Origin of the sequence: Bradyrhizobium dasycarpum, assembly GCF_042019905.1 — a bacterium.
In the GTDB taxonomy this organism is placed as follows: domain Bacteria; phylum Pseudomonadota; class Alphaproteobacteria; order Rhizobiales; family Xanthobacteraceae; genus Bradyrhizobium; species Bradyrhizobium japonicum_B.
This window is the reverse complement of sequence record NZ_CP169574.1, coordinates 6,359,511-6,384,831: the sequence shown is the minus strand read 5'-3', so window position 1 is coordinate 6,384,831 and position 25,321 is coordinate 6,359,511. Positions and strand designations below refer to the sequence as shown.

19 protein-coding genes and 4 pseudogenes are annotated in these 25,321 nt (G+C 65.9%); 8 read left to right on the top strand and 15 right to left on the bottom strand.

Translation table 11 applies throughout. The annotated features are described in order from the left end of the window. Positions 1 to 525: 525 nt before the first annotated feature. The 5 genes and pseudogenes from ACETMP_RS30425 to ACETMP_RS30405 form a co-directional block, all read right to left on the bottom strand. A complete protein-coding gene (locus tag ACETMP_RS30425) occupies positions 526 to 1,068 on the bottom strand; it encodes a transposase (protein ID WP_375159021.1) in 543 nt (180 codons plus the stop codon). Between the two features lie 133 nt (positions 1,069 to 1,201). Continuing rightward, positions 1,202 to 2,847 (bottom strand): annotated as a pseudogene (locus ACETMP_RS30420) (GMC family oxidoreductase). A gap of 16 nt (positions 2,848 to 2,863) precedes the next feature. After that, positions 2,864 to 3,457, bottom strand: a complete 594-nt coding sequence (locus ACETMP_RS30415) for a GNAT family N-acetyltransferase (protein ID WP_375162031.1) — start codon at positions 3,455 to 3,457, stop codon at positions 2,864 to 2,866. A gap of 117 nt (positions 3,458 to 3,574) precedes the next feature. Continuing rightward, on the bottom strand, positions 3,575 to 4,501 hold the full coding sequence (locus ACETMP_RS30410; protein WP_375159020.1) for an SMP-30/gluconolactonase/LRE family protein: 927 nt from the start codon (positions 4,499 to 4,501) through the stop codon (positions 3,575 to 3,577). Positions 4,502 to 4,637: 136 nt separating this feature from the next. Next, positions 4,638 to 5,483 (bottom strand): GyrI-like domain-containing protein, encoded by an 846-nt coding sequence (locus tag ACETMP_RS30405; RefSeq protein WP_375159019.1) that lies wholly within the window; start codon positions 5,481 to 5,483, stop codon positions 4,638 to 4,640. A 177-nt stretch (positions 5,484 to 5,660) separates the two neighbouring features. Here ACETMP_RS30405 and ACETMP_RS30400 point away from each other — a divergent pair, with 177 nt between their 5' ends. Continuing rightward, positions 5,661 to 6,764 (top strand): mandelate racemase/muconate lactonizing enzyme family protein, encoded by a 1,104-nt coding sequence (locus ACETMP_RS30400; protein ID WP_375159018.1) that lies wholly within the window; start codon positions 5,661 to 5,663, stop codon positions 6,762 to 6,764. Positions 6,765 to 6,773: 9 nt separating this feature from the next. Here the strand turns inward: ACETMP_RS30400 and ACETMP_RS30395 are convergent, their stop codons facing one another. Beyond that, positions 6,774 to 7,130 carry a hypothetical protein gene (locus tag ACETMP_RS30395; protein WP_375159017.1) on the bottom strand — a complete coding sequence of 119 codons (357 nt, stop codon included), beginning with the start codon at positions 7,128 to 7,130 and terminating at the stop codon, positions 6,774 to 6,776. A 184-nt stretch (positions 7,131 to 7,314) separates the two neighbouring features. Between ACETMP_RS30395 and ACETMP_RS30390 the strand changes: the two genes are divergently transcribed. Continuing rightward, a complete protein-coding gene (locus tag ACETMP_RS30390; RefSeq protein WP_028138161.1) occupies positions 7,315 to 7,539 on the top strand; it encodes a hypothetical protein in 225 nt (74 codons plus the stop codon). A 281-nt stretch (positions 7,540 to 7,820) separates the two neighbouring features. Here the strand turns inward: ACETMP_RS30390 and ACETMP_RS30385 are convergent, their stop codons facing one another. Beyond that, positions 7,821 to 8,477 (bottom strand): glutathione S-transferase family protein, encoded by a 657-nt coding sequence (locus ACETMP_RS30385; RefSeq protein WP_375159016.1) that lies wholly within the window; start codon positions 8,475 to 8,477, stop codon positions 7,821 to 7,823. 157 nt (positions 8,478 to 8,634) lie between these two features. Between ACETMP_RS30385 and ACETMP_RS30380 the strand changes: the two genes are divergently transcribed. After that, positions 8,635 to 9,858, top strand: coding sequence for a polyhydroxyalkanoate depolymerase (locus ACETMP_RS30380; protein ID WP_375159015.1), 1,224 nt, complete (start codon positions 8,635 to 8,637; stop codon positions 9,856 to 9,858). Positions 9,859 to 9,864: 6 nt separating this feature from the next. Here ACETMP_RS30380 and ACETMP_RS30375 read toward each other — a convergent pair whose 3' ends face one another. From ACETMP_RS30375 to ACETMP_RS30350, 6 genes are all read right to left on the bottom strand, one after another. Next, a complete protein-coding gene (locus tag ACETMP_RS30375; protein ID WP_375159014.1) occupies positions 9,865 to 11,721 on the bottom strand; it encodes a dipeptide ABC transporter ATP-binding protein in 1,857 nt (618 codons plus the stop codon). 194 nt (positions 11,722 to 11,915) lie between these two features. Continuing rightward, complete coding sequence (locus ACETMP_RS30370) at positions 11,916 to 12,842, bottom strand: 2-hydroxyacid dehydrogenase (protein ID WP_375159013.1); 927 nt, start codon at positions 12,840 to 12,842, stop codon at positions 11,916 to 11,918. 7 nt (positions 12,843 to 12,849) lie between these two features. Beyond that, a complete protein-coding gene (locus ACETMP_RS30365) occupies positions 12,850 to 14,178 on the bottom strand; it encodes an NAD(P)/FAD-dependent oxidoreductase (protein WP_375159012.1) in 1,329 nt (442 codons plus the stop codon). 39 nt (positions 14,179 to 14,217) lie between these two features. Further along, positions 14,218 to 15,093 carry an ABC transporter permease gene (locus ACETMP_RS30360; RefSeq protein WP_375159011.1) on the bottom strand — a complete coding sequence of 292 codons (876 nt, stop codon included), beginning with the start codon at positions 15,091 to 15,093 and terminating at the stop codon, positions 14,218 to 14,220. A gap of 3 nt (positions 15,094 to 15,096) precedes the next feature. Further along, entirely contained in the window at positions 15,097 to 16,047 is a 951-nt protein-coding gene (locus ACETMP_RS30355) for an ABC transporter permease (protein ID WP_375159010.1), read from the bottom strand. A 27-nt stretch (positions 16,048 to 16,074) separates the two neighbouring features. Then, positions 16,075 to 17,766 (bottom strand): peptide ABC transporter substrate-binding protein, encoded by a 1,692-nt coding sequence (locus tag ACETMP_RS30350; protein WP_375159009.1) that lies wholly within the window; start codon positions 17,764 to 17,766, stop codon positions 16,075 to 16,077. Between the two features lie 219 nt (positions 17,767 to 17,985). Between ACETMP_RS30350 and ACETMP_RS30345 the strand changes: the two genes are divergently transcribed. Beyond that, complete coding sequence (locus tag ACETMP_RS30345) at positions 17,986 to 18,615, top strand: cupin domain-containing protein (RefSeq protein WP_375159008.1); 630 nt, start codon at positions 17,986 to 17,988, stop codon at positions 18,613 to 18,615. Positions 18,616 to 18,622: 7 nt separating this feature from the next. Here the strand turns inward: ACETMP_RS30345 and ACETMP_RS30340 are convergent, their stop codons facing one another. Continuing rightward, the gene (locus tag ACETMP_RS30340) at positions 18,623 to 19,648 is read right to left on the bottom strand and encodes an AraC family transcriptional regulator (RefSeq protein ID WP_375159007.1); all 1,026 of its coding nucleotides are present in this window, start codon (positions 19,646 to 19,648) and stop codon (positions 18,623 to 18,625) included. 187 nt (positions 19,649 to 19,835) lie between these two features. Between ACETMP_RS30340 and ACETMP_RS30335 the strand changes: the two are divergent. The 3 genes and pseudogenes from ACETMP_RS30335 (at position 19,836) to ACETMP_RS30325 (ending at position 23,027) form a co-directional block, all read left to right on the top strand. Beyond that, positions 19,836 to 20,286, top strand: a pseudogene (locus ACETMP_RS30335) (cupin domain-containing protein). A 94-nt stretch (positions 20,287 to 20,380) separates the two neighbouring features. Further along, a complete protein-coding gene (locus tag ACETMP_RS30330; RefSeq protein WP_375159006.1) occupies positions 20,381 to 21,871 on the top strand; it encodes a flavin-containing monooxygenase in 1,491 nt (496 codons plus the stop codon). Positions 21,872 to 21,960: 89 nt separating this feature from the next. Further along, a pseudogene (locus ACETMP_RS30325) lies at positions 21,961 to 23,027 on the top strand (hypothetical protein). 120 nt (positions 23,028 to 23,147) lie between these two features. Here ACETMP_RS30325 and ACETMP_RS30320 read toward each other — a convergent pair. After that, entirely contained in the window at positions 23,148 to 23,882 is a 735-nt protein-coding gene (locus ACETMP_RS30320) for a transporter substrate-binding domain-containing protein (RefSeq protein WP_375159005.1), read from the bottom strand. A 234-nt stretch (positions 23,883 to 24,116) separates the two neighbouring features. Here ACETMP_RS30320 and ACETMP_RS30315 point away from each other — a divergent pair. Further along, positions 24,117 to 25,311, top strand: a pseudogene (locus ACETMP_RS30315) (efflux RND transporter periplasmic adaptor subunit). Positions 25,312 to 25,321: the final 10 nt, after the last annotated feature.

The window sequence follows — 25,321 nt, the reverse complement described above, 5'->3', positions numbered from 1 at the left end:
GAGGCTTCGCCGGACTTCGGCGCCGTTCGTCTCCACGCGGCCGCGGACTCACAGGGGGCTACCCCGCCCTGCCCGCACCTCTCGTGCCGACGCTGCCGCGTCCACCGCAACCCGGCCCGCGTTTCGAACGACTCGCGAACCGCCCCTCTTCGTGGGCCGGGCTGCGTCGATCTATGCCGCAATTCCGAATTTCGGTAAAGTGGAATATTTTTGCGAAGAGGGGTTGACTGCCGAGCGACACAGCAAGCTTGTCGGGTGGGCAAAGGCGCACTTGCGCCGTGCCCACCACCTCTACAACATCGCAACAGAAGCGTGGGCACGCTTCCGCCGCCGCTCTCCGAGCTATGGCGGACAAGTCGCTTTGCCCACCCTAGGATACTCGCAAGCCTTGCGAGCGAACGCGTGTCCCGGACGCGCTGCAGCAATTAGTAGGATGGGTAGAGCGCAGCGAAACCCATCGTGCTTCAGCGATTGCCGCACGATGATGGGTTTCGCTGCGCTCTACCCATCCTACAGATCATCGCATCAACTCGGCTCCCCGAAGTCGGCGCTGCGCCCTAACTTTGAGAGATCGCCAGCCCAGTCTGCCGGATAGATGCCAAGCGTCACGTGGCGGTGGAACGACGAGCGACCCCAATCGCACACCCGTTTGACGAGGCCATGCTTGACCGGGTTGATGTGCACGTAGTCGATGTGCCGGGCATAATCCTCCTCGTTCCGGATGGTGTGCTCCCAATAGCGGCGCTGCCAGATGCCGCGCTCCCCTCTGGCGGCGCGGCTGGCCGACACCGGCTCGCTTGTTGCGAGACTGCGGGAGAAAGCGGATTTGATTTGTCGCCAGCGCGTTGCAAAATCGGCATCTCCGTCCGGCATCGTCCAGACGGTGTGAAGATGCTCCGGCAGGATCACAATCACATCGATCGTGAAGGGATGCCGTCGACGGATCTCGCGAAAGGCCGCGCGCAACAGGTCGATATTCGCCGTCAGAAGCGATTGTCGACGGTCGGCGAGATTGACCGTGAAGAAGAAGCTTCCGCCCGGAACGAAGTTGCGCCGATAGGAGGTCATGCCTCATCATGGCACAACCTCGGATAGACGTCATCGCTCTTGTAGGATGGGTAGAGCGCAGCGAAACCCATCGTGCTTCAGCGATTGCCGCACGATGATGGGTTTCGCTGCGCTCTACCCACCCTACGAAAGCTCACGCCACCGCCGTATCCGGAATCCGTGCGGCTTCCATCGGGGCCTTGCCGCGGATCAGGTCCGAGGCGCGGTCGGCGATCATCATCGTGGACGCATTCAAATTCGCCGAGATCATGCGCGGCATCACCGAGGCGTCGATGACACGCAGGCCTTCGAGGCCGTGGACGCGGAGCTGATCGTCGACCACCGCCCAGGTCGAGTCCGCCGGGCCCATGCGGCAGGTGCAGCCGGGGTGGAAGGTGGTGGTGCCGCGCTGGGTCGCGGCGTGCAGGAATTCGTCGTCGGTGTTGACGTTGGGGCCGGGGAAATCCTCGTAGGCGTAATAGGGCGACAGCGGCGCGGACTTCAGAAGCCTGCGCGCCAGCTTCATGCCGCCGACGATGACGCGGCGGTCGAGCTCGGCGTCGAGATAATTGGTCTGGATGATCGGCGGCGCGAACGGATCTGAGGAGCGAATGCGGACATAGCCGCGGCTCTCCGGGCGCTGCTGCCAGGAAGCCACCGTCATGCCGGGCTCGTCCTCGAGCTGGCCCTGGACGCCTTCCTTGTAGGACGCCGGCGTGAAGGTGAGCTGGAGGTCGGAGCTCTCCGCGCTCTCGCCGGAGTGCCAGAAGCAATAGACCATGGTCGGCGACAGTGACAGCAGGCCGCGGCGCGCGGTCGCCCATTTCAGCGCCTCGATCCACAGCGAGAGGCCGCGGCGGAGCTCGTTGATGGTCTTGATGTCCTTGACGCGCGCCACCGTGCGCGGCGCGTAATGATCCTGCAGGCCCTCGCCGACCGGCAGCGCGTGACGCACGGCGATGCCGTGCTGCTGCAGCAGGTCGGGCGAGCCGATGCCGGAGAGCTGCAGGAGCTGCGGCGAATTATAGGTGCCGCCGGACAGGATCACCTCCTTGTTGGCACGCACCTCCACCGGCGTGCCGCCGCGACCGCCCTTCATGTAGCGAACGCCGACGGCGCGCTTGCCCTCGAAGATGATCTCGGTCGCATGCGCATGGGTGTGCACATGCACGTTCGGCCGCTTCATCGCCGGCTTCAGGAACGCGGTCGCACCGGAGACACGCAGGCCCCTCTCGATGGTGCGCTGGCAGTAGGAGACGCCTTCCTGGCTCTTGCCGTTGTAGTCTGGATTGCGGGGAATGCCGAGCGAGACCGCGCCTTCCATGAAGGCTTCGCAGAGCGGATCGCGCCAGTCCATGGTGGTGACGGTGAGGCTGCCCTCGCGGCCGCGATAGATGTCCTCACCCTCGCCGACGCGCTTCTCCAGCCGGCGGAAGTAGGGCAGCACGTCGGCATAGCCCCAGCCGCGATTGCCCATCTGCGCCCAGGTGTCGAAATCCATGCGCTGGCCGCGATTGTAGATGTGGCCGTTGATCGAGGACGAGCCGCCGAGCGTCTTGCCGCGCGGCGCATAGATGCTGCGCCCCCGGTCCAGGGCCCCGGCTCCTGCTGGTAGGCCCAGTTGATGCTCTTCATGTGGAAGGTCTTGATGAAACCCGCCGGCAGATGGATGTAGGGATGCCAGTCGGACGGCCCGGCTTCCAGCACGCAGACGCTGGTGTTCGGGTCCTCGCTGAGGCGGCTGGTGAGCACGCAGCCGGCGGAGCCCGCGCCGATGATCACATAATCGAATCTGTCCATGGTCCCTCGGCCGCCCCTAGCGCGGCTTGTCATTGAGCTGGAATTCCAGATGCGCCTGCACCGTCGGCCATTCGGCGGCGGTGATGCTGTAAACGACGGTGTCGCGCAAGGTGCCGTTCGGCGCGATCTGGTGGCTGCGCAGGATACCGTCCTGCTTTGCGCCCAGTCGCTCGATGGCGCGGCGGCTCTGGTGGTTGAAGAAATGGGTGCGGAACTCGACCGCGATGCAGCTCAGCGCCTCGAAGGCGTGCCGCAGCAGCAGCAGCTTGCATTGCGTGTTGAGCGGGCCGCGCTGCGCGCTCTTGCCATACCAGGTCGAGCCGATCTCGACGCGGCGGTTGGCGGCATCGATGTTCATATAGGTGGTCATGCCGACGATGTTGCCGGCGGCATCGAAGACCGTGAAGGGCAGCATCGAGCCCGCGGCCTGCAGGGAGAGGCGGCGGTCGATCTCCTTGCCCATGTTCTCAGGCAGCGGGATCGCCGTGTACCAGAGCTTCGAGAGCTCGCCGTCCTTGACGGCCTCGACCAGCCCCTCGCGATGCTGATGCGACAGCGGCTCCAGACGGGCGTGCTGTCCGCGCAGGGTGATGGGATCGGGCCAGGGCATTCTATCGTTCCTCATGATTGTCATTCCGGGATGGTCCGAAGACCAGACCCGGAATCTCGAGATCCAGGTTCGGCTCTCCGAGCCGCCCCGGGATGACAATCGCGTTTTACGCGATTGTCACTTGTTCAAGAAATTCAACGGCAATCCGCTGCGCGGCCAGTCCATGGCGACCAGCTCGCCCTTGCCTGACAGCGTGATGTAGGCGGTCTTCAGCTCGGGGCCGCCGAAGGCGATGTTGGTGGTGACGCGGTCGCCGGTCGGGACCTGCTCCACCAGCGTGCCGTCGGGTGCAATCACCGAGATGCAGCCGGACACGAGCGTGGCGACGCAGACATTGCCGCCGGCCTCCACCGCGAGCGAGTCGAACATCTGGTAGCCGCCGAGGCCGCAGATCGGCTTGCCCCGCTCGCCGCGATAGATCACGTCGCGCGGCTTCAGCGTGCCGGGCGCGGAGAGCTCGTAGGCCCACAGCCGGCCGGTCGGCGTCTCCGCGATGTAGACGGTATTCTCATCCGGCGACAGCCCGATGCCGTTCGCCGGCAGGATGCCGTGCACGATCTCGACGAGCTCGGTCATGCCGGGCTTGAGATAATACATGCCGCCGACGTCCATCTCGCGCGCACGGCGCTTGCCGAGATCGGAGAACCACAGGCCGCCCTGCTTGTCGAACACCAGGTCGTTCGGCCCGCGCAGATCGTGCGCGCCGCATTTGGTCACGACGGTCTCGATCTTGCCCGTGTGCAAATCGACCCGCTGGATCGAGCCGCCGAGATAGTCGTCCGGCTGCGGGCCCGGCATGATCATGTTGCGGGTCGGGATCCAGGAGAAACCGCCATTGTTGCAGATATAGATCTTGCCGTCGGGGCCGAGCGCGGCGCCGTTCGGGCCGCCGGGAATCTTCGCGACGATCTCCTTGCGGCCGTCGGGGTACACGCGGGTCAGGCGCTGGCCGCGAATTTCCACCAGCACCACCGAGCCGTCCGGCATCACGACCGGCCCTTCGGGAAATTCGAGGTCGGCGGCGAGAACGCGGACGTCAGGCATTGTGAGACCCTCCCGGCTTGTTATGACCTGCACGGGATGTCCGGCACGGCTCCGCACGCAAGCTTTGCCTGCGGTTATGACAAAGTCGCTGCGGCTTGCCAAGCAAGCGGGACGGTATGCCAGCGTTGCGGAAGCTCTATTCCCTCACCGGCACCCAGATCTCGAAGCCGCCATTGCCGGTTACGGGATCGAAGGCCTCGCCGTAGCGCTCGAAATTCGGCGCATCCGCAGCCTCGAGACCCGATGCCGGCAGCCACTGATTCCAGATCGTGTTGACGGTGCGGCGGACCGAGGCGATATGATCGGCATGGGTGAACACCGCATAACGCTGCCCGGGAATGCGGATGCGGGCGAAGCGTCGCGGCAGGTCGGAGAAATCGGCGACCTCGACGCCGGCGATGTAGTCGAAATTGCCGGCATCGTCGCCATTGCAGCAGACGCCGTAAGCGACTCGATCTCTCCCTTGGCCGACACATGCAGGAAGGTCCGCAACCTCCTGATGGAAGCGCCGCCACAGGCCCGGGATCATGGCGCCATTATCGCAGGAGATGCGCTCGGCGGGACCGGCGACGAGGAAGGCCTTTGCGGTTTCGAAACGCGGCGGGGCGAGATGGTCGAGCATGGTGGAATCCATTAGGATCGGCTCCTGAAGCTTGAGGTGGCTGACGCACGTCGCCGCCCTCACCGCTTCGGGCGTGGCGCCGAACTGGTCGCGGAACGCGCGGGTGAATGCTTCGTGCGAGCCGTATTCCGCCTCCAGCGCCAGCGACAGGATGTCGGGCGCGCCGTTCGCAAGACTGCGCGCGGCCTCTGTCAGCCGGCGCGCGCGCACGTAACGGATCACCGGAAGACCCGTGGCTGCGGCAAACGCACGCACGATGTGGAACCGCGACACGCCCGAGACCGCAGCGATGTCGTCCAGCGTCATCGGCTCGGCCAGATGGCTCTCGATATACCAGAGCGCGCGCTGCGCTGGATTCATGGCGGCTAACCCTCGTTCGAAGCGCGGCGATCATGCGCAGGCCATCGGCCGTTTCGCTTGATCGGCATTGCTGTCCCGGCATGAGGATAGACCGGGAATCGCCACTGGCAACGCCCGGCGGTTCACGGCTACATTCCCGGAAGAACCGCTCAGCAGAAAGCACGGAGGAACCGCGTCATGGAGATCACCGATGTGCAGGCGCACCATATCCGCATTCCCTATGACGCGGGTGTCGCGAGCTTCCGCCAGGGCGCCTCGGCGATCACGGCCCTCGATATGGTGCTGGTCGAGGTCTCGACCGACGCAGGACTGACCGGCTGGGGCGATGCCTTCGCCTATGTCTGCCCGCGCACCACGCGCAGCGCGGTCGAGGAGATGATCGCGCCGCAGGCCCGCGGGCTCAAGGTGCCCGATGCCGCCGGCATCCCCGCCGCCATGGAGCAGATCCAGCGCAATCTGCATCTGTTCGGCCGCTACGGCATCACCATGTTCGCGATCTCCGGCCTCGACATCGCGCTGTGGGACCTTGCCGCCAAGATCGAGGGCGTGCCGGTGCATCGCCTGCTCGGCGAGACCAGGCGCACGGCCATTCCGGCTTACGCGAGCCTGCTGCGGATCGGTACGCCCGACAACATCGCCGCCGAATGCCGCAAGGCGCTCGCGCTCGGCTATGGCGCGATCAAGCTGCACGAGACCACGGCGCCTGCGGTGTTCGCCGCACGCGAGGCGATCGGGCCCGGCATTCCGCTGATGGTCGACATGAACTGCCCGCTCACGGCCGCGCAGGCGATCGCGTTTGCGCAGACGTGCCGCGACGCGCGGCCGATGTTCCTGGAGGAGCCGGTCTGGCCGCCGGAAGACTTTGCCGCGCTGGCCGAAGTCCGCAGCAAAGGCGGGCTCGACATCGCCGCCGGCGAGAATGCCTGCACGGAGTATCAATTCGGCCAGATGATGGAGGCGGGTGCGGTGAGCCACGCCCAGCCGTCGGTGACCAAGGTCGGCGGCATCACGGAATTTGTGAAGGTCGCCGCGCTCGCCGATCGGCTCGGGGCGAAGATCGTGCCGCACTCACCTTATTTCGGCCCCGGCCTGCTCGCGACGCTGCATCTGCTGGCGACACGCGACGACGGGCTGGTCGAGATATTTCATCTCAAGCGCGAGGCCTGCCTCTGGGGCGGCCGCGCCGATGCCGATGCCACCGGCCACGTCGCGGTGCCCTCGGGACCCGGGCTCGGTTATGAGCCCGACCCCGGCGTGATGGAGCGCTATCGCGTGAGGTGACCGGCAGGTCTATTTCGTGGCGTCCTTGGCCGGCGGCGCGTCCTGCTTCTTCTTGGGATCCTCGGCCGTCTTCGCCTGGGCAGCCTGAAGGTCGCCAAGCGTCTTCTGCAGGCCGGCGAGATTCGTCTTCAGCGCGTCGATCTGGCGGTTGGCCGCATCGAGCTTCTGCTGATGATCGAGATTGAGCTTGGTGATCGTCTTCTGCAGGAAGTCGATATTGCTCTGCAGACAGGAGGTGCGCCGCTCCATGGTCTTCTCGACCGTGCAGATCTCGATGCCGGGCACGTCCTGCGCGTGCACTGGCGCATGCGCCAGCGTTGCGAGCAGCAATATCGCGAAACAAAAGCCGGCGCTTCGAAGCAGCATGAAGGGTTCCTCGTCCGATCGATCACGGCAATGTGCGCTGTTTGCGCACAGCCGGTAAAGGCTACCACACTCGTACCGCATTCTCGCGTTGAGCTTGCGCCGTTCCCTCGGACGGGGAACGATGATCCGCACGCGGAGGAAGTGGGCGCTCGTTCCGCGGCTTTGTTTAGGGGAGATTTTCGGAATGGCAACGCGCGATAGACGACTGGCGGAATTCGACGGCGCCGGAGAACCGCCGCCGGGCCTGGCGCTTGAAGTCCTGTGCGAGGACCACAGCGGAACGTATCAATTGCCGTTCGCCTGCCGCTATGTCGAGGGACGCTGGCAGAACCACGAAGCCGGCATCGCGGTCGAAGCCACCGTGATCGGCTGGCGCCTGCCGCGCGTGAAGCAGCGCGGGGCCGCCTGAAGCCCCATATCTGTTCCATAATGCAACGGCGCCGCGCTCCGTCTTAACGAACGGAACGCGGCCCGAACGAATCGCGCCCGAATCAGCCGAATGGCGGTGTACGCAGCTGTTCACGGCTAGATGTCGATGCGGCCCGGGCTGGTGCGTACAATATCTGTGCGGCGCGGCGAACGGCCCCGGCCGCGCGAAGCGCCAAAGGTTAACCCTGGCAAGGGTATAGCCCGCTCGGGGCGGCCCGCCCGGTGCCGCCCCCGAAACAGGCAAGGCCGCGCCAGCGCTGCCTAATATTCGACCTCGAGCTCTTCGATCTCGGCGGGCTCCTCCCGCGCCGCTGCGATCCATTCGGCCATCTCGGGCATCGCCATGATGGTGTCGGCATAGGCCTTCAGCAGCGGCTCCAGCTTGACGTCGTAGGTGACGAAGCGCGTCACCACGGGCGCGTACATCGCATCCGCCATGGTGCGCTGCGCGCCGAACAGGAAGGGGCCGCCCGACCGCTCCAGGCAGTCGCGCCAGATCGACGAGACGCGGTCGATATCGGCCTGCGCGCGCGACCAGATCTTGAAGCCGGGGAAACGTCCCTTCAGATTCACCGGCAGCGAGGCGCGCAGCGTGGTGAAGCCGGAATGGATTTCGCCCGAGATCGAGCGGCAATGGGCGCGCTGGATGCGGTCATCCGGCAACAGGCCGGCCGCCGGCATCACCTCGTTGAGATATTCGGCGATCGCCAGCGTATCCCAGACCACGGCGCCCTCGTGCCGCAGGCACGGCACCAGGATCGACGAGGACAGCAACAGGATCTCCGCGCGCGCCGACGGATCGTCCGGCGCGGTGACGATCTCCTCGATATCGAGCCCGGAGAATTTCGCCAGCAACCAGCCGCGCAGCGACCAGGACGAATAATTCTTGCTGCTGATGGTCAGCGTCGCCTTTGCCATATGGCCCTTCCCTGATCCCGCCTCTCCGCCGGCTCGCGGACGTGCTGTGCCTGCCGTGACGTGAGCAGCAAGCGACGTGCCAATTTTGCGGGCGGTCCGGCCGCCCGGTTTGGCGTCGTTATTGCATAGCAATGCGGGACGGGTGGGCGTTCCAGTTATGATGTCGATGAATTATCAGGCCTTTCAGAACCACATGGACCTGACGGCGCCGTGGCGCGCGGGGGCCTCGTCCGCGCTCAAGTTTCTCAATCTGGTGCCGCAGGGCATGTCGGATCAGCTCATTGGCCGGCTCTCGGCCGCGCTGGAGCTGATCTCACGCTCGACCCTGACCTATCACCGCCCCGCCTACGGCATCGAGCGCGTGATGGTGGGAAATCGCGATGTGGCCGTCACCGAGGAGATCGCCTACGCGACGCCGTTCGGCTCGCTGCTGCACTTCAAGAAAGAAAGCGTCGCCGAGCAGCCGCGCATGCTGCTGGTGGCGCCGATGTCCGGCCACTTCGCGACGCTGCTGCGCGGCACCGTGCAGACGCTGCTGCAGGACCACGACGTCTACATTACCGACTGGCACAATCCGCGCGACATTCCGCGCAGCGAAGGCCGCTTCGGCCTCGACGACTACACCGAGCACCTGATCGACTTCCTCGGACAGCTCGGCCCGCGCCCGCACATGGTCGCGATCTGCCAGCCCTCGGTCTCGGCGCTCGCGGCCGCCGCGATCATGTGCGAGGACAACCATCCCTCGCGCCCGGCGACACTGACGCTGATGGCCGGCCCGATCGACACGCGGATCCAGCCGACCCGGGTCAACGACTTCGCCAAGAGCAAGCCGATCGAATGGTTCGAGCAGAACCTGATCAACTACGTGCCGGTGCAATGCCGCGGCGCTCTGCGCAAGGTCTATCCCGGCTTCGTGCAGCTCACCGCGTTCGTCTCGATGAATCTCGAGCGCCACATCAAGCAGCATCTCGACCTCGCCAACTACATCGCCAAGGGCGAGAAGGACAAGGCCGCGACCATCAAGACCTTCTACGACGAATATTTTGCGGTGATGGACCTGCCGGCCGAGTTCTACATCGAGACCGTGCGCGACGTGTTCCAGGAGCACCTTCTGCCGCAGGGCAAGCTGATGCATCGCGGCCGTCCCGTGAACACACGCGCCGTCAGCCGCATGGGCCTGATGACGGTCGAGGGCGAGAAGGACGACATCTGCTCGATCGGCCAGACGCTGGCCGCCCAGGACCTCTGCACCGGCGTGCGCGCCTATCGGCGCGTCCACCACATGCAGGCCGGCGTCGGCCATTACGGCGTGTTCTCGGGCAAGCGCTGGAACAACGAGATCTATCCGCTGCTGCGGGATTTCGTGCACGTGAATTCGTGAGACGCGTTAGCTCGACCATTCCTCGCCCCAGGCCTGCACGACGTGGCCGGGCGAGACTTCGCGATAGTGCCGGACCGGGGGCTGGTAGTCCGGCGCGCGCACGGGACTTCTGATCTCATCGTTCGCCACGTCGCGCCGGGTGCCGCGACGCGAGGGATCGGGCACCGGCACGGCGGCCATCAGCTTCTTGGTATAAGGATGCTGTGGATTGCCGAACAATGCGGCGCGCGGGCCGATCTCGACGATCTCGCCGAGATACATCACGGCGACGCGGTGGCTCATGCGCTCGACCACCGCGATGTCGTGGGAAATGAACAGATAGGCAAGGCCCATGCTGGCCTGCAGGTCGAGCATCAGATTGACGACCTGCGCCTTGACCGAGACGTCGAGCGCGGAGACCGCTTCATCGGCGACGATCAGCTTCGGCCCGAGCGCGAGCGCACGCGCGATGCAGATGCGCTGGCGCTGGCCGCCTGAGAATTCGTGCGGAAACCGCGCGGCCATGTCGGCGGAAAGACCGACGCGCTTGAGGAGGTCGGCGACCTTGTCGCGCGCCTGCGAGGCCGAAGCAAGGCCGTTGGCGAGCAAGGGCGCGGCGATCGCGGTCCCCACCGACATGCGCGGATTGAGGCTCGCGAACGGATCCTGAAAGACGATCTGCATGTGCTTTCGAACGTCGCGCAAGGCGCGGCCCTTCATGGCGAGGACGTCCTGGCCGTCGATCAGCACGGTGCCGCCGTCCGGCTCGGTCAGCTTGAGGATCGAGCGTCCCGTGGTCGACTTGCCGCAACCGGACTCGCCGACCAGCGCCAGCGTCTCGCCGGCCCGCAAGGTGAAGGAGACGTTTTCGACCGCATGGACACGGCCGGAGACCTTGCCGAACAATCCGGAACGGATCGGAAAGCGGGTGGTGAGGCCGGCGACCTCGAGCAGCGGCCGCTGCGCCGTCGAGACGGTGTCGGGCGTTTCCGTCGGCTCGTCCGAGGTGCCCGTCACCTTGTCGACGATCGGAAAGCGCATCGGCCGCGCCCGGCCGTCCATCGAGCCGAGCCGCGGCACCGCGGCGAGCAGCGCGCGGGTGTAGGGATGCGAGGGCGTTTCGAAGATGCGCGCGGTCGTATCCGTCTCCACCGCCTGCCCGCCATACATCACGACGGTACGGTCGGCGATCTCGGCGACCACGCCCATGTCGTGGGTGATGAAGAGGATCGACATCCCCTCCTCCTGCTGGAGCTGCTTGAGGAGCTCGAGGATCTGGGCCTGGATCGTGACGTCGAGCGCGGTGGTCGGCTCGTCCGCGATCAGGAGCTTCGGCCTGCAGGCCAGCGCCATCGCGATCATCACGCGCTGGCGCATGCCGCCGGAGAAGCGATGCGGATGCTCGTGGAAACGCGACCTCGCCGCAGGAATGCGAACACGGTCGAGCAGGCGCACGGTCTCGGCTTCCGCCGCCGCGCGCGACAGGCCGCGATGCTGGATCAGCGCCTCCGCGATCTGGAAGCCGATGGTGAGCACCGGATTGAGGCTCGTCATCGGCTCCTGGAAGATCATGGCGACATCGTTGCCGCGGATATCCTTCATGCGCGCTTCCGGCAGCGTCAGCAGCTCGCGTCCGGCCAGCGTGACGCGCCCCTCGATGCGGCCGATCTCCTGCGGGATGAGCCGCATGATCGACAGTGCGGTCACGCTCTTGCCCGAGCCGGATTCGCCGACGATCGCCACGGTCTCGCGCGGCGCCACGTCGAAGGAGACATTGCGGACGACGGGAATCCATCGTCGCTCGAGCATGAAGGAGGTGGTGAGGCCGGCGACCGACAGCACGGGAGCTTCGGCAACGATGGGATCGGTCGCGGCGCTGGTCATAGGCAGACCTCAAGCTCTGCCGCGAAGAAGGTGCGCTCCCTCCCCGCTCGCGGGGGAGGGTTGGGGAGAGGGTGTCTCGACAACGAAGGCTCCCCCAGAGGAGAGAACCCTCACCCGCGCCTTCGGCGCGACCTCTCCCGCACGCGGGAGAGGCAAGAGGAGCTCGTGGCTGCACGGGAGTTCCCATCATCACCTCAATAGCCGCGCGTACGATCGACCAGCCCCGGCAGCTCTTCGCCGCGGCGGTGGCGCGCGATGACGTCGAGCACGAAATCGACGGCGGTGTCGGGCATCGTCATACTCGCATTGTGCGGCGTCAGCAGAATGCGCGGATGACTCCAGAACGGATGTCCCGGCGGAAGCGGCTCGGGATCGGTGACGTCGAGCACCGCAGCCGACAAGGCGCCGCGCTCGAGCGCAGCAAGAAAATCAGCCTCGACCAAATGCGGGCCACGGCCGACATTGACGAGCCCCGCCCCGCGCGGCAGTCGCTCGAACAGGTCCGCGTTCAGGATGCCGCGCGTCTCGTCGGTCAGCGGCAACAGGCAGATAAGAATGTCGGACTGCGCAAGGAATTCGGGCAGCGCTTCTGCGCCTACGTGGCAGGTGACGCCTTCGATCTCGCGCGGCGAGCGGTTCCAGCCCGATAGGGGAAAGCCGAATGTCTTGAGACGTTCGAGCACGGCCTGGCCGAGCTGGCCGAGCCCCATCACCCCGACGCGCCGGCGCCTCGCCGGGGTGATCCGGATCTCGCGCCAGACTTGCTGCTTCTGCTGGCCGATGAAGTGCAGGAGGTCGCGATGCAGGGCCAGCACGGCCATGGTGACGTATTCGACCATGGTCTCGGCAATGCCGGGCTCCAGCATGCGGACCAGCGGAATGTGCGCCGGAATTTTCGTGGCATCAAACTGGTCGACGCCGGCACCGACCGAGAAGACGAGCTCCAGGTTCGGAAAGGTCGCCGCGATATCGTCCGGCGGCACCCAGGCAACGAGATAACGCACCGCGGCGGGATCGCCGATGTCGGGCCAGAGCCGGAATGGCAGACGCGGCGCGCGCTCCGCGAACAAGCGCGCCCATTCGGCGCCGCGCTCCATGTTGGCCTTGTAGAGAACCGTCATGCGGTCCTCAGAACGGGCTGACCGGCGCCAGGCGCCGGCCGTCGATCATGCGCGTGTGGCTGTAGGCGGCGGGATCGACCAGCGGCGTCGCGCCGGTGACGATGTCGGCGGCGAGCTTGCCGGCCGCAGGGCCGATGCCAAAGCCGTGGCCGGAGAAGCCGGTGGCGAGGAAGAAGCCGGGCAACGCATCGACCGGCGAGATCACGGGGATCGTGTCGGGCGTGCAGTCGATGGTGCCGCCCCAGGCTTCCGCGATCTCGATGTCCTTCAACTCCGGATTGGCCTTGATCAACGAGGCCAGCGCGGCATTGACCAGCGACATGTCGGGCGCGGGATCGCGCACGCGCTCGGTCTCGAATGGTGACGGCTTGTCGAAGCTCCAGCTGGTGCCGCGCACGATCTGCTCGAAGAAGGACTTGCCGAACGAGAGCTTCAGCCCGTTCTTGCGATGCAAATAGGTCGGCCAGAACGTGCGCGCGTAGCGGAACAGGTCGGGCGACAGCTCGACCGTGCCGCGGTTGCGCAGCGCCAGCGTGAAACCGCCGTCGAGGCGGCGACGAATGCAATAGAAATCCGTGCCGAGCGCGCCCGAGGTGATCTCCGGTCCCGGCGTGGTCCGGCATGCGGTGGCGTTGACGAGACCGATCGGCAGCTCGATGCCGTGACGCCGGCAGAACAGCGACGACCAGGCGCCGCCCGACAGCAGCACGGCTTGCGTCCGGATGGTGCCCTTCTCGGTGACGACGGCGCTGACGCGCCCGCCGGTCGTCTCCAGCCCGCGCGCCGCGCAGCCCTGATGGATGGTGACGCCGTGCTTGCGCGCGGCAGTGGCCAGCGCCGGCACCGCCATCGACGGTTCGGCGCGGCCGTCGCTCGGCGTGTGCAGGCCGCCGACCCATGTGTCGGTATTGCCCGGCATGCGCTCGGCAACCTCGGCCGGCGTCAGGACGGTGGAGTGGACCTGCATCTCGCGCGCGACCGCGGCCCACCGCTCCCAGCTTGCGAGCTCGTCCTTGCTCTTGGTCAGGAACAGCACGCCGGTGCGGCGGAAGCCGGCATCGACGCCGGCGTCGTTCTGCATGTCCTCCCAGAGCCGCAGCGCCTCGCGCGCCAGCGGAATCTCCTCGCGCGCCCGGCCCTGCTGCCGGCACCAACCCCAGTTGCGGCTCGACTGCTCGCCACCGACATGGCCCTTTTCGACGAGAGCAACCGAATGCCCCTTCTTCGCCAGATGGTAGGCCGCGGAGACGCCGATGACGCCGCCGCCGATGACGACGACGTCCACCTGCGCCGGCAGGCGTTCATCGCTGTTGATACGGTTGAGCGGCGGGGACATGGGGCACTCCTGGAATCGGTTCGATCGAGATCTGGTTCGTCATGGGATGTTCATGCGCGGATCGAGCGCATCGCGCAGCCCATCGCCGAGGAAGTTGAAGCTGGTCACCGCCAGCGTGATGGCAACGCCCGGCGCAATCGCGAGCCACGGCGCGCTGGTGAGATAGATCTGCGCATTGTTGAGCATGTTGCCCCAGCTCGCAGCCGGCGGCTGGATGCCGTAGCCGAGATAGCTGACATAGGATTCCAGCAGGATAGCCTTCGCAACGTTCAGCGTCGCGGCCACCACAATCGGCGCGATCGCATTGGGCACGAGCTCGCGGAACATGATGCGCAGGTTCGACGAGCCGAAGGCGAGCGCGGCGACCGCAAACTCGCGCTCCCGCAGCGACCGCACCTGGGCCTCGACCACGCGGGCAACGGCCATCCAGGCGGTAGCGGCGATCAGCATCGTCGTGGTGACGAGGCCGGGCTCGGTGAGCGCGGCCAGCGCCAGCAGGAGAAAGATGGTCGGAAAACACAGGACGGCATCGACCAGCCGCATCAGGACCGCACCGACCGCGCCGCCATAGAAGCCGGCAAAAGCGCCGACGGCGATGCCGACCGCCATCGCGATCACCATCGCGACGATGCCGATCGAAAGCGAGACGCGGCCGCCCATCATCAGCCGCGCCAGCACGTCGCGGCCGAGCTCGTCGGTGCCGAGGATATGCGCCCCGGAGAGCGGCGGCGCGAACCGCTTCATGATGTCGATATAGGTGTCGTCGAACGGCAGCAGATACGGGCCGAACGCCGAGCCGAGCACGAGGACCAGGATGACCACGGCGCCGGCAAGCGCGAGCCGGTGCCGGCGGAAGCGCCGCCACGCGGCCTGGCCGGGCGCGAGCTGGACGGTGGAGAGCGCTGCGGTCGCCATCGCCTAGCCCACCCGGATGCGCGGATCGACGACGGCATAGAGGATGTCGGCCAGCAGCGAGCCGATCAGCACCATGGTCGCCGAGAACATCAGGATGCCCATCACCACGGGATAATCGCGGTAGCCGATGGAATCCAGGAACAGGCGGCCCATGCCGGGCCAGGTGAACACGGTCTCGGCCACCAGCGCGCCGCCGAGCAGGGTGGGAAACTGCAGGCCCGCCACCGTGATCATCGGCAGCAGCGCATTGCGAAGCGCGTGCACGGTGAGAATGCGCCATTCCGGCATGCCCTTGGCGCGCGCGGTGCGGATGTAGTCCTGGTTGATCACCTCGAGCATGGAGGAGCGCATGAAGCGGCCCCACATCGCGGTCTCCACCAGCGCCAGCACCATCGCCGGCGCGATCAGATGATGCAGCAGATCGAGGAAGGAGCCGTCGCCGATGGTGTGCCGGTTGCCGGCCGGCAGCCAGCCGAGCTTGACCGAGAACACGTAGATGGTGACGAGGCCGAACCAGAAGGTCGGGATCGACAGCGCGATCATGGCCCCGACGGTGGCGAGCGTATCGAACAGCGAATAACGGCGCAGTGCGCCAAGGATGCCGATCCAGCAGCCGAGCAGCACCGCGATGATGGTCGCCGTCGCCATCAGCTCCAGCGTGGCGCCGAGATGCGAGGAGATCACCGACAACACCGCCTCGCCGTCGCGATAGGAGCGGCCCCAATCGCCTTTGAGCATGCGACCGAACCAGTCGAGGTACTGCACCGGCAGCGGCCGATCGAGCCCGAGCTGCTTGGTGACGCGATCGAGATCTTCCTGCGTCATCTGCCCGGAGACGGCAAATTGCGACAGCGGGCCACCGGGCGCCAGATGCAGGATGGCAAAGCCGATCGCCGAGACGATCACCAGCAGCATGATCGCCTGCGCCAGGCGGTTGGCGACGTAACGGGCCATCTCAGGCTGCCCTGCGCACCTGACCCGTCAGGCCCAGTACCATTCGCGGATGTTCCAGCAATTGATGGAGGTGTTGATGTTGGGCCGGAAGCCTTGCAGCCCCTCCTTCACGCCTTCGGCGATGAAGCCCTGGAACAGCGGCAGGATCGCAAGGTCGTTGCGGATCAGCTTCTGCAGCTCGCCATAGGTAGCCTTGCGCTGCGCCAGATCGAACTGCCTGGCGCCTTCGGCGAGGAGACGATCGGCCTCCGGATTTTTGTATTGATAGGTGTTGTAGCCGCGGCCGCCCTTGGCGGGAATGGCGCCGGAGCCGAAGCGCGGTGTCACGTCGGGGTCGCTGCCGAGCATGAAATTCACGCCGACGATCACCGAATTGAACTTGGATTGCTGCCAGAACTCGCCCCAGATCACGGCCGCCGGCATGTTGTTGACGCGCATTGCGGCGCCGATCGCGCGCCAATCCTGGATCAGGAGCTGCTGGGTCTGCTCGCGCGCTGCATTGCCCGATGTGGTTGAATTGGTGAATTCGAGCTTGACGCCGCCCTTCTCGCGCACGCCGCCGGCGCCGCGCACCCATCCGCTCGCATCGAGCAGCGCGTTGGCCTTGGCGGGATCGTATTTGTGTTGCGGCAGCCCCTGCTGGAACGACCAGGCCTGCTGCGGCACGAAGCTCTCGGTCTGCCTCGGCAGGCCGTAATAGAGCGCATCGATGACCGCCTGCTTGTTGATGGCCAGATACAGCGCCTCGCGCACCGCGCGGTCGGCAAAGGGACCGAACTCCAGATTGGGCGCGATATGCTCCACCGAGGAGGTCGAGGAGACGACGATCTTGCGGCCCTTCAGCGTCTTCGCCTCCTGCACGAAGTTCGGCAGGATGCCTTGCAGGCCGGTGTAGTCGACCTGTCCCGTGCGGAACTGGGTGTAGAGCACGGTCAGGTCAGGAATGTACTTGAAGACCACGCGTTCGACGTAAGGCCCCTTGCCGTGATAGCCGGTGTGGGCATTGAGCAGGATGTGGTCGCCGGGCACGCGTTCGCCCCAGCGGAATGGGCCGGTGCCGACAGGCGCATTGTGGAACGGCGAGGCGTTCGGATCGGACACCTTCTCCAGGATGTGCTTGGGCACGATGAAGGTCAGCGATCCCAGGATCGACATGTAGGGCGAATAAGGCGCTTCCATGCGCCAGTGGATCTCGTCCGCCGCGACGACCTTGATGTCCTTGACCAGGCTGTGGCCGACGCGGCTGCGCGCGCGGAAATTGGAATCGTTGATCAGCTCGAGCGAGAACTTGACGTCGTCTGCCGTGAACGGCGTGCCGTCATGCCACTTCACGTCACTGCGCAGCTTGATCTTCCAGGTCAGGCCGTCGGCCGACAGGCCGCCATTCTCGATGGTCGGGATTTCGCGGGCGAGATCGGGAACGAAATTGCCGGCGGGATCGATGTACCAGAGCAGCGAGAACACCTGCCACCAGACGCCCTGATCGACCTCGATGCCGGGCATCAGGGGATGAAAGACCGTCGGCTCCTGCGACAGCGCCGCGACTACCTGCCCGCGCGGCTTGTCCGGCGGATTGGAGGGACGTTCGCTCTGGGCAAAAGCGTGGCCTGGAAGCGTCAAACCCGCCGCGGCGCCCGCACCGAGCTGGAAGAATTGCCGGCGACTTGGAATGCCGAAGTGGACTCCGCCAACGCCGAACCTGCCGGTGCTGTCTGCCATGACCAGTCTCCGTTCCCGCACGCGGCACCGTCTCCCGCGCCCCGAGACCCCGGCAGGGGAACAGGAGTGGGCTTTAGTGCTTCTAAATTCTTGAACCAAAATTTCATCACGACTAAATACACCTGTCAATCGCATTGCTAGTATGCGCGACCTTTTCACTCCGACTGAAGTCTCGGACCGATGCGGCCGGGGCTCATGATGATGCATGGGAGAAGCGACATGGATGGTCGCGGCGACACCAACAGTCCGAAGGACGCCCCGACGAGCGAGGCGGACGATGCGGTCGACCAACGGCTCGGCGAAACCGTGCGGCTGCTGCGTCAGCGCGCCGGCTTCTCGATCCAGGACGTCGCCAACAAGACGGGCCTCTCCACCGGCATGATCAGCCAGCTCGAACGCGCGCGCGCCATGCCTTCGATCCGAACGCTGCGCCTGCTCAGCATCGCGCTCGACGTGCCCATCTCCTATTTCTTCGAGACCAGCGATCCCGCCGAGGTGCCGCGCTACATCGTGCGCAAGAACAGCCGCCGGCTGCTGCGCCTCACCGCCAGCGGCGTCGTCAAGGAAGCCCTCACTCCCGAAGGCAAGGGCCAGCTCGAACTCTACGAGCTCACGCTCAATCCCGGCGCCTCCTCCGGCACCGACTTCCTGCAGCACACCGGCGAGAAGGCCGGCTACATCCTGTCCGGCAGCCTGCGACTGTGGCTCGACAACCAGGCCCATGTGCTGGAGGCCGGCGACAGTTTCCGCTTTTCCAGCACAGTGCCGCACATGTTCGACAATCCGACCCAGCAGGCAGCGCGCGTGATCTGGGTGACGACGCTGCGCGAAAATCCCGCGACTGTTTAACGATCCTTCAGCTCAGCCGCCGCCGCAGCGTGGCCGACGGCGTCTCGCCAAATTTTTCGCGGTAGGCCCCGGCCATGCGGCTGAGATGGGTGAAGCCGAGCTCGAACGCGATGTCGGTGACGGAGGCATCGGGCGATCCTTGCGCGAGCCGGGCGTGCAGAGCGGCGAGGCGCATGTCGAGCAGCATCTGCGAGATCGACTGGCCAAAATGGCGGCGGAAGCCGAGCTGGAGCGCGCGGATGCCGATGCCGGAGGCGCAGGCGAGCTGTGCGAGGTCGAGCGGCTCGCCGGCGTTGTCTGCAAGATGGTCCCGCGCCGCGCGGAGCGCGCGCGGCAGCCGCTCGCCTCGTCCCGAGAAAGTTTGAATGGCATCCGAGAGGCCATGCGGCTGGCCATTGAGGAGATGATCGAGCAGCATTTCGCGCCAATCGGCCATCGCGATGGCCGACAGCCTGCCGGACGGACCTAGACGCTCGGCGATCGTCATCAGCTCGGCAAGACGGGCTCGCAGCACCCGTCCGGCCTGCGTGTCCAGGTCGATCGCGGGATCGAACTCGACGGTGCCCGATGCCCTGCCCGACAGCGCCGCGGCGCGCTGCTCGACGATGCGGCGGTCGAGCAGCAGGATGGCCTGCGCACAGTCGCGCCACATCATCCGGGTCGGGATCGTCGGCGACAGCAGCGACGCCGTCCGCTCCGGCGCGGCCTCGAGCTCGGCGATTCCGGCGCGGATATGGGCCGTGCCCGTGAGCGGAATCTGCACCAGGAAGAAGCGCTCGAGGCAACCGGGATCGATGCAGACCGATCCGCCGTAGGCGACGTAATTGATGGAGAAACCGTCGAAGGCCGCGCAATTGTGCCGGGCCGAGAAGCCGGCCGCACGCGCTCGTGCCGGCTTGAGGTCGTGCGGGCAGAAGATGCGTCCGATCTGTTCGGCCGCTTCGTCGACGTCATCGGTGGTGACACGGGCGAAATCCGCAAGCCGTTCGGCCGCGGACGCCCTTGCGTCCATTTCCAGCACGGCTGCGGACATCGTCGACCACGCTTCGCGTCAGGGAATTGCTTTAAGCTTATAATAATTCATCGGACGCGAAAAGGCCGGCCTTGCCAAAATCGTCATGCTGCACGGCAACAGTGAGGAGCGGATTCGTTTAGCGGATAGACAGGCGCCCGTTGCTGGCTGAAGCTCCATTCCCGCCGGAATCCAATGGGAGCGCACCATGACTGCACTCGAAAAGGGCATTACCGCCAACGGCACAGGCTACGGCGGCAAGAGCTGGAACATTCTGGGCCAGGTCTATTTCCCCAAGGCCGTCACCGATTCCACCTTCGCGTTCGAGACCAACAGCGATCCCGGCCAGTTCGTGCCGGTGCACATCCATCCGACCCAGGACGAGTTCATCCTGGTGCAGGAGGGTACGCTCGACCTCAAGCTCGACGGCCAATGGGTCAAGGCCCATGCCGGCGATCTCGTGCGCATGCCGCGCGGCATCCCGCATGGCTATTTCAACAAGTCCGACAAGCCCTGCCGCGCGCTGTTCTGGGTCTCGCCGATGCAGAAGCCTCGAGGCGTTGTTCAACCAGCTGCACAATCTGACCGACCCCGCGGAAGTCGTGCGCATCTCGGCGCTGCACGAGGTCGATTTCCTGCCGCCCGAGGCCAACGACTAGATTCCTCCTCCACTGCATCCGCTTGTTGGTCCGCCGGCCGCGCCTCGCGGCCGAACGTGGCCGCTTGCGCCCAAAACACATTGCGAGCAAACCCATGGTCAGTCCCAAGCATGTCTGCGTGATCGGCGCCGGCGTCTCCGGCCTTGCCGCCGCCAAGGCGTTCTCTGCCCGTGGCCACCACGTCGCCATCATCGAGCGCAGCTCAGATCTCGGCGGGGTCTGGGAGCCGGCGCGCTCCTATCCTGACGTGCAGACGCAGAGCCCGAAGGAGCTCTACCGCTACACCGACCGCGCCATGCCGGAAGGCTATCCGGAATGGCCGACCGGGCCGCAGGTCCATGCCTATCTCGCCGACTACGCCAGCAGCTTTGGCCTCGACCGCATGCTGCGCCTCGACACCGAGGTCGCCGGCATGGCGCGGCGCGCCGACGGCAGACCGGGCTGGACGCTCGCGCTGAAGAGCAAGGACGGCGCGACGACGAGCGAAGATTTCGACTTCGTCGCGGTCTGCACCGGGCAATTCAACGAGCCGCGTGAGCTGCACTGCCCCGGCGAGGAGGCGTTCCTCGCACAGGGCGGCCAGATCCTGCATTCCTCGAAATATGGCGATCCCTCGCTGGCGAAAGGCCGGCGCGTCGTCGTGCTCGGCGGCTCGAAATCGGCGACCGACATCGCGGTCAACGCGGTGAAGTCGGGCGCGCGCGAGGTCACCATCGTGATGCGCGAGCCGGTCTGGCGCATCCCCTATTTCATCGGCGGGCTCGTGAACTTCAAGCGCATCCTCTACATCCGCGCGCAGGAGGAGATGTTTCCGGGCTGGGGCATGAGCGCGATGGGGCGGCTCGCGCATCGCATCGCCGCGCCGCTGGTCTGGGCCAACTGGCGTGGGCTGGAAAGCCTGCTGAAAGCGCAGCTCAAGCTCGGCCGCTGCAACATGGTGCCGAAGGAGCGGATCGAGGACGGCGTCAATTGCTCGGTGCCGATCGCAACGCCCGGCTTCTATCCGATGGTCGCCGACGGCCGCATCAAGGCGGTGTTCGGCACCTTCGACCATTACGACGGCGACAGCATCGTGATGAGCGGCGGCGAGCGCATTGGCGCCGACGTTGCGGTGCTCGCGATCGGCTACAAGCTCGGCGTGCCATTCCTGCCCGAGGCCTCCAGGCAGAAGCTGGTCGATGCCGACGGGCAGTACCGGCTCTACCGCCTGATCGCCAACCCCGATCTGCCCGAGCTCGGCTTCGTCGGCTTCAACTCCTCGTTCTGCACCGTGCTCTGCGCCGACCTCGCCGCCAACTGGCTGGTGCGCTATGCCGACGGCCAGCTCGCCAACCAGCCGACGGCGCAAGCGATGCGCGACAACATCGAGATGATGCTGCACTTCAAGCGCGTCGAGCGGCCGGCCGCCGGCGTCTATGGCGGCCTCTGCGTCGCGCCCTATCACTACCGCCATTTCGACGAGCTGATGGCCGACATCGGCGCGAAGAACCAGAAGCGCGGCGGGCTTGCCGGCCGCTTCCAGCCGCCGGACGCGGACGCCTATGCCAAATTCCTGGCGACGGCGCCGGACTATCGGGCGGCGTAAGAAATCCGGCTGAGCGGGATTTGCGTCTCGCCAGCCCTCACCTCTGTTGCTTACGATCTCCCTGGCCAGCGAATCGACGGGAACCGGCCATGGGATTCAGACGTCTCGCAGTCTTTGCGGCTGCTGCCTTCTTCATCATGGGCCCTGTCCTCGCGCAGAAGGGCGCGCTCACGCCCCGGCAATCGGAGGCGGTCGCCGCCTATGACCGCTCGCTCGGTGAGTTCAAATCGATCCTCGCCGAGCGGCGGCGCCAGATCGACGCCAAGGAGCCGCTGCCGAACCTGCCGGGACAGGCGCTGTATCTGGCGCGCGTTGCCGTGATCAGCACCTACAAGGATCTCACCGACGCCATGCCGTCGCGGATCGGCCGGCCCAACAAGTTCGAGATTCCCCGGCCTATTTCGATGCCGATATCGAGCCGCTGATCGACGAATATTCCAGACTGTTCGACGTCATGGAAACGCCGCCTGCGGGCGCGCAGAACTCGGCGACGCCGTTCAAGGACGTCGTCGATCTCGCCACGGTGATCGCGCGCGCCAAGGGGCTCGCGCCCGAGCACGCCGACGCCGCGGGACGCATCAGCCTCGGGCTGTTCTTTGCCGAGACCAACGGCAAGCAGAACGTCCGCAACGGACGCTCGAACACCTATATGGGCAGCTTCCAGACCGGCCCCTCCGAGGACCGCAACGGCCACAGGAAATGGCAGGCGATCAGAGGCGAGATCGCCGCGATCGATGCGGCCTTGAGCGCGCGCGATGACAAGGAGGAGGCGCGGGCGCGCGGCACCGACCGCCGCTTCAACCACTGGACCAACGTGCGCAACGGCCTGATGAACGCGCATGCGGACGTGTTCCGCGAAATCCCCGCCATCGTGAAGACACTGCCCGACCCGATCGACCAGATGAAGCTGTTCGAGCTGATCCAGATCGTGCCGACCCCGACGCGGGCCGCGCTCAAATCCGGCGATCTCCTGAACTACAGGGTCTCCAGCCCCACGGTCATGAAGCACCTGCGCAACAACAGCATCTTTGCCTTCGGACAGGCTGACCGGGCGCGCCCCTCCGCCAGCATCCGCGAGATCCTCGCGGCGATGTGGCTGTTCAACCGCAAGTTCGAGAAAGCGATGGCGAAGTATGCGGAGATCAGGGGGCGCTGAAGGGCGAGGCTAAGCGGCAGTCGTGCCCGTTGAAATTGGCGCCGCACGCTCGGTCCTCATCCTGAGGGCCCGCCGAAGGTGGGCGTCTCGAAGGATGGGCCGCGGGCCGGATTGCGGACGCTACTCCGTCCGGATCGGCGCATCCTTCAGGCCGTTATCGTCATAGGCCCTGCGCAGCGTGCCGTTGCTCGTCGCGTCCGTCATGAACGTCGTGACGAAGGCCAGCGCCCGGTTGTGGCCAAGCGGCACGGCGACGGCGGTCACGGTCTTCTTGAACGTCTCGGCCAGCACGCGCGTGCCCGGGATCTTCTGCGCCATCTTGTTGAGCTGGTCGCGCGACAACGCGAAGGCGTCGATCTCGCCGCTGCTGAGCAGGCCGAAAATCTCGTCGTAGGTCTGATAGCCCGTGACCTTGGCCTGCTTCAAATGCGCGATCGCGCCGCGCATCGTCGTGGTGGCGTTGACGGCGGCGACCTTGATGCCGGGCTGGTCCAGCGTCGCAAAGTTGGTGACGATGGAGCCGGCCTTGACGATGTAGGTGGCGTCCGCGACCTCGTAGATCGGGCCGAACAGCATTTTGGTCTCGCGCTCGGGATCTTTGGGAAGCCAGGTGACGTCCCATGTCCCTGTCGACGCAGCGTCGGTGATCTGCCCCGAATTCTGGTGCACGACATAGTCGACGGGGACGCCGAGCTGCGCGGCCATCGCCTTGCCGAGATCGACCGGGACGCCGGCATAGCCGGCCTCGGTCTTGGTCGACCAGAACGCGCCGCCTGCGGGGCTGATGGCGATCGCCACCCGCAGCTTGCCGGTCGGCGCGATCTCATCCTTCAAGCCGTCTGCTGGCACGGGCATATCACGTCTCCTCACCTTTTCTTCCTTCCGACCGCTCCGTTTGGCTCGCGCGGCCTTTGATACAATTCCGGTCGATCGCGCTGCCGATGAAAAGCGGTTTGTCGTGATAAACTTGTCAAAGGCCACATCGCTCGTTGCGGGGCAAGGCCGGCGACTGCCATGGCTATGGTGTTCCACGGCCAATCATTTATTGCTAGCCTGCCGCACCGACAGACAGCAATCGGGGGCTACCGAATGACCGCGACGAATCCCGCCACTCCCGCACGAGGCAATGGAGCGTGGAGGCATATCGGGCGGGTCCTTGCCGCTGCGGCGTCCATGGCCGTGCTTGCCGGCTGCGAGGACAAGAACACGTTCGTGGCACCGCCGCCGCCCAAGGTCGACGTCGCAACCCCCGTGCAGCGTCAGGTGACGCGCTACATCGAGGCCACCGGCAACACCGCGCCGGTCAAGAGCGTCGACCTGGTCGCGCGCGTGCAGGGCTTCCTGCAATCGATCGACTATCAGGACGGCACTTTCGTGAAACAGGGTACCCAGCTGTTCACGATCGAGCCGGAAACCTACAAGCTCAAGCTCGAACAGGCGCAAGCGGCGGAGATCGGCGCGCAGGCTTCGGTGCGGCAGACCGACGCCGACTACAAGCGGCAGGCCGAGCTGGTGCAGCGCCAGGCGGTCTCGCAAGCCACGCTCGACAACTCCACCTCGGCGCGCGACAACGCCCAGGCCAATCTGCAGCAGGCGCAGGTCAACACCAGGCTGGCCCAGGTCAACTACGGCTACACCAAGGTGACGGCGCCGTTCGACGGCATCGTCAGCGCCCACATGGTCTCGGTCGGCGAGCTCGTCGGCGTCTCCTCCCCGACCCAGCTCGCCACCATCGTGGCGATGGACCCGATCTACGTGAACTTCACCATCAACGAGCAGGACGTGCTGCGCATCCGCGCCGAGGCGACCCGCCGCGGACTGACGCCCGCGGACATGAAGCAATTCCCGATTCAGGTCGGATTGCAGACCGAGACCGGCTATCCGCACGAGGGCAAGCTCGACTACGTCTCGCCAACCCTCAATCAATCGACGGGCACGCTGGCGGTGCGCGGCCTCATCGCCAACGACAAGCGGGTGCTGCTGCCCGGCTATTTCGTCCGCGTCCGCGTGCCGTTCAGCCAAGAGAAGGATTCTGCTGCTCGTTCCCGATACGGCGCTCGGCAGCGACCAGGGCGGCCGCTATCTGCTGGTGGTGAACGGCGACAATGTGGTCGAGCAGCGCAAGGTGCAGATCGGCCCGCTCGACAACGGGCTGCGCGTGATCGAAAGCGGCCTGAAGGCGGACGATCGCGTGGTGATTGCGGGATTGCTGCGGGTGATCCCGGGCCAGAAGATCGATCCGCAGGTGACGAAGATCGAGCAGCCGCAGGCCTCGAGCAAGTAAGAGGCCAGCC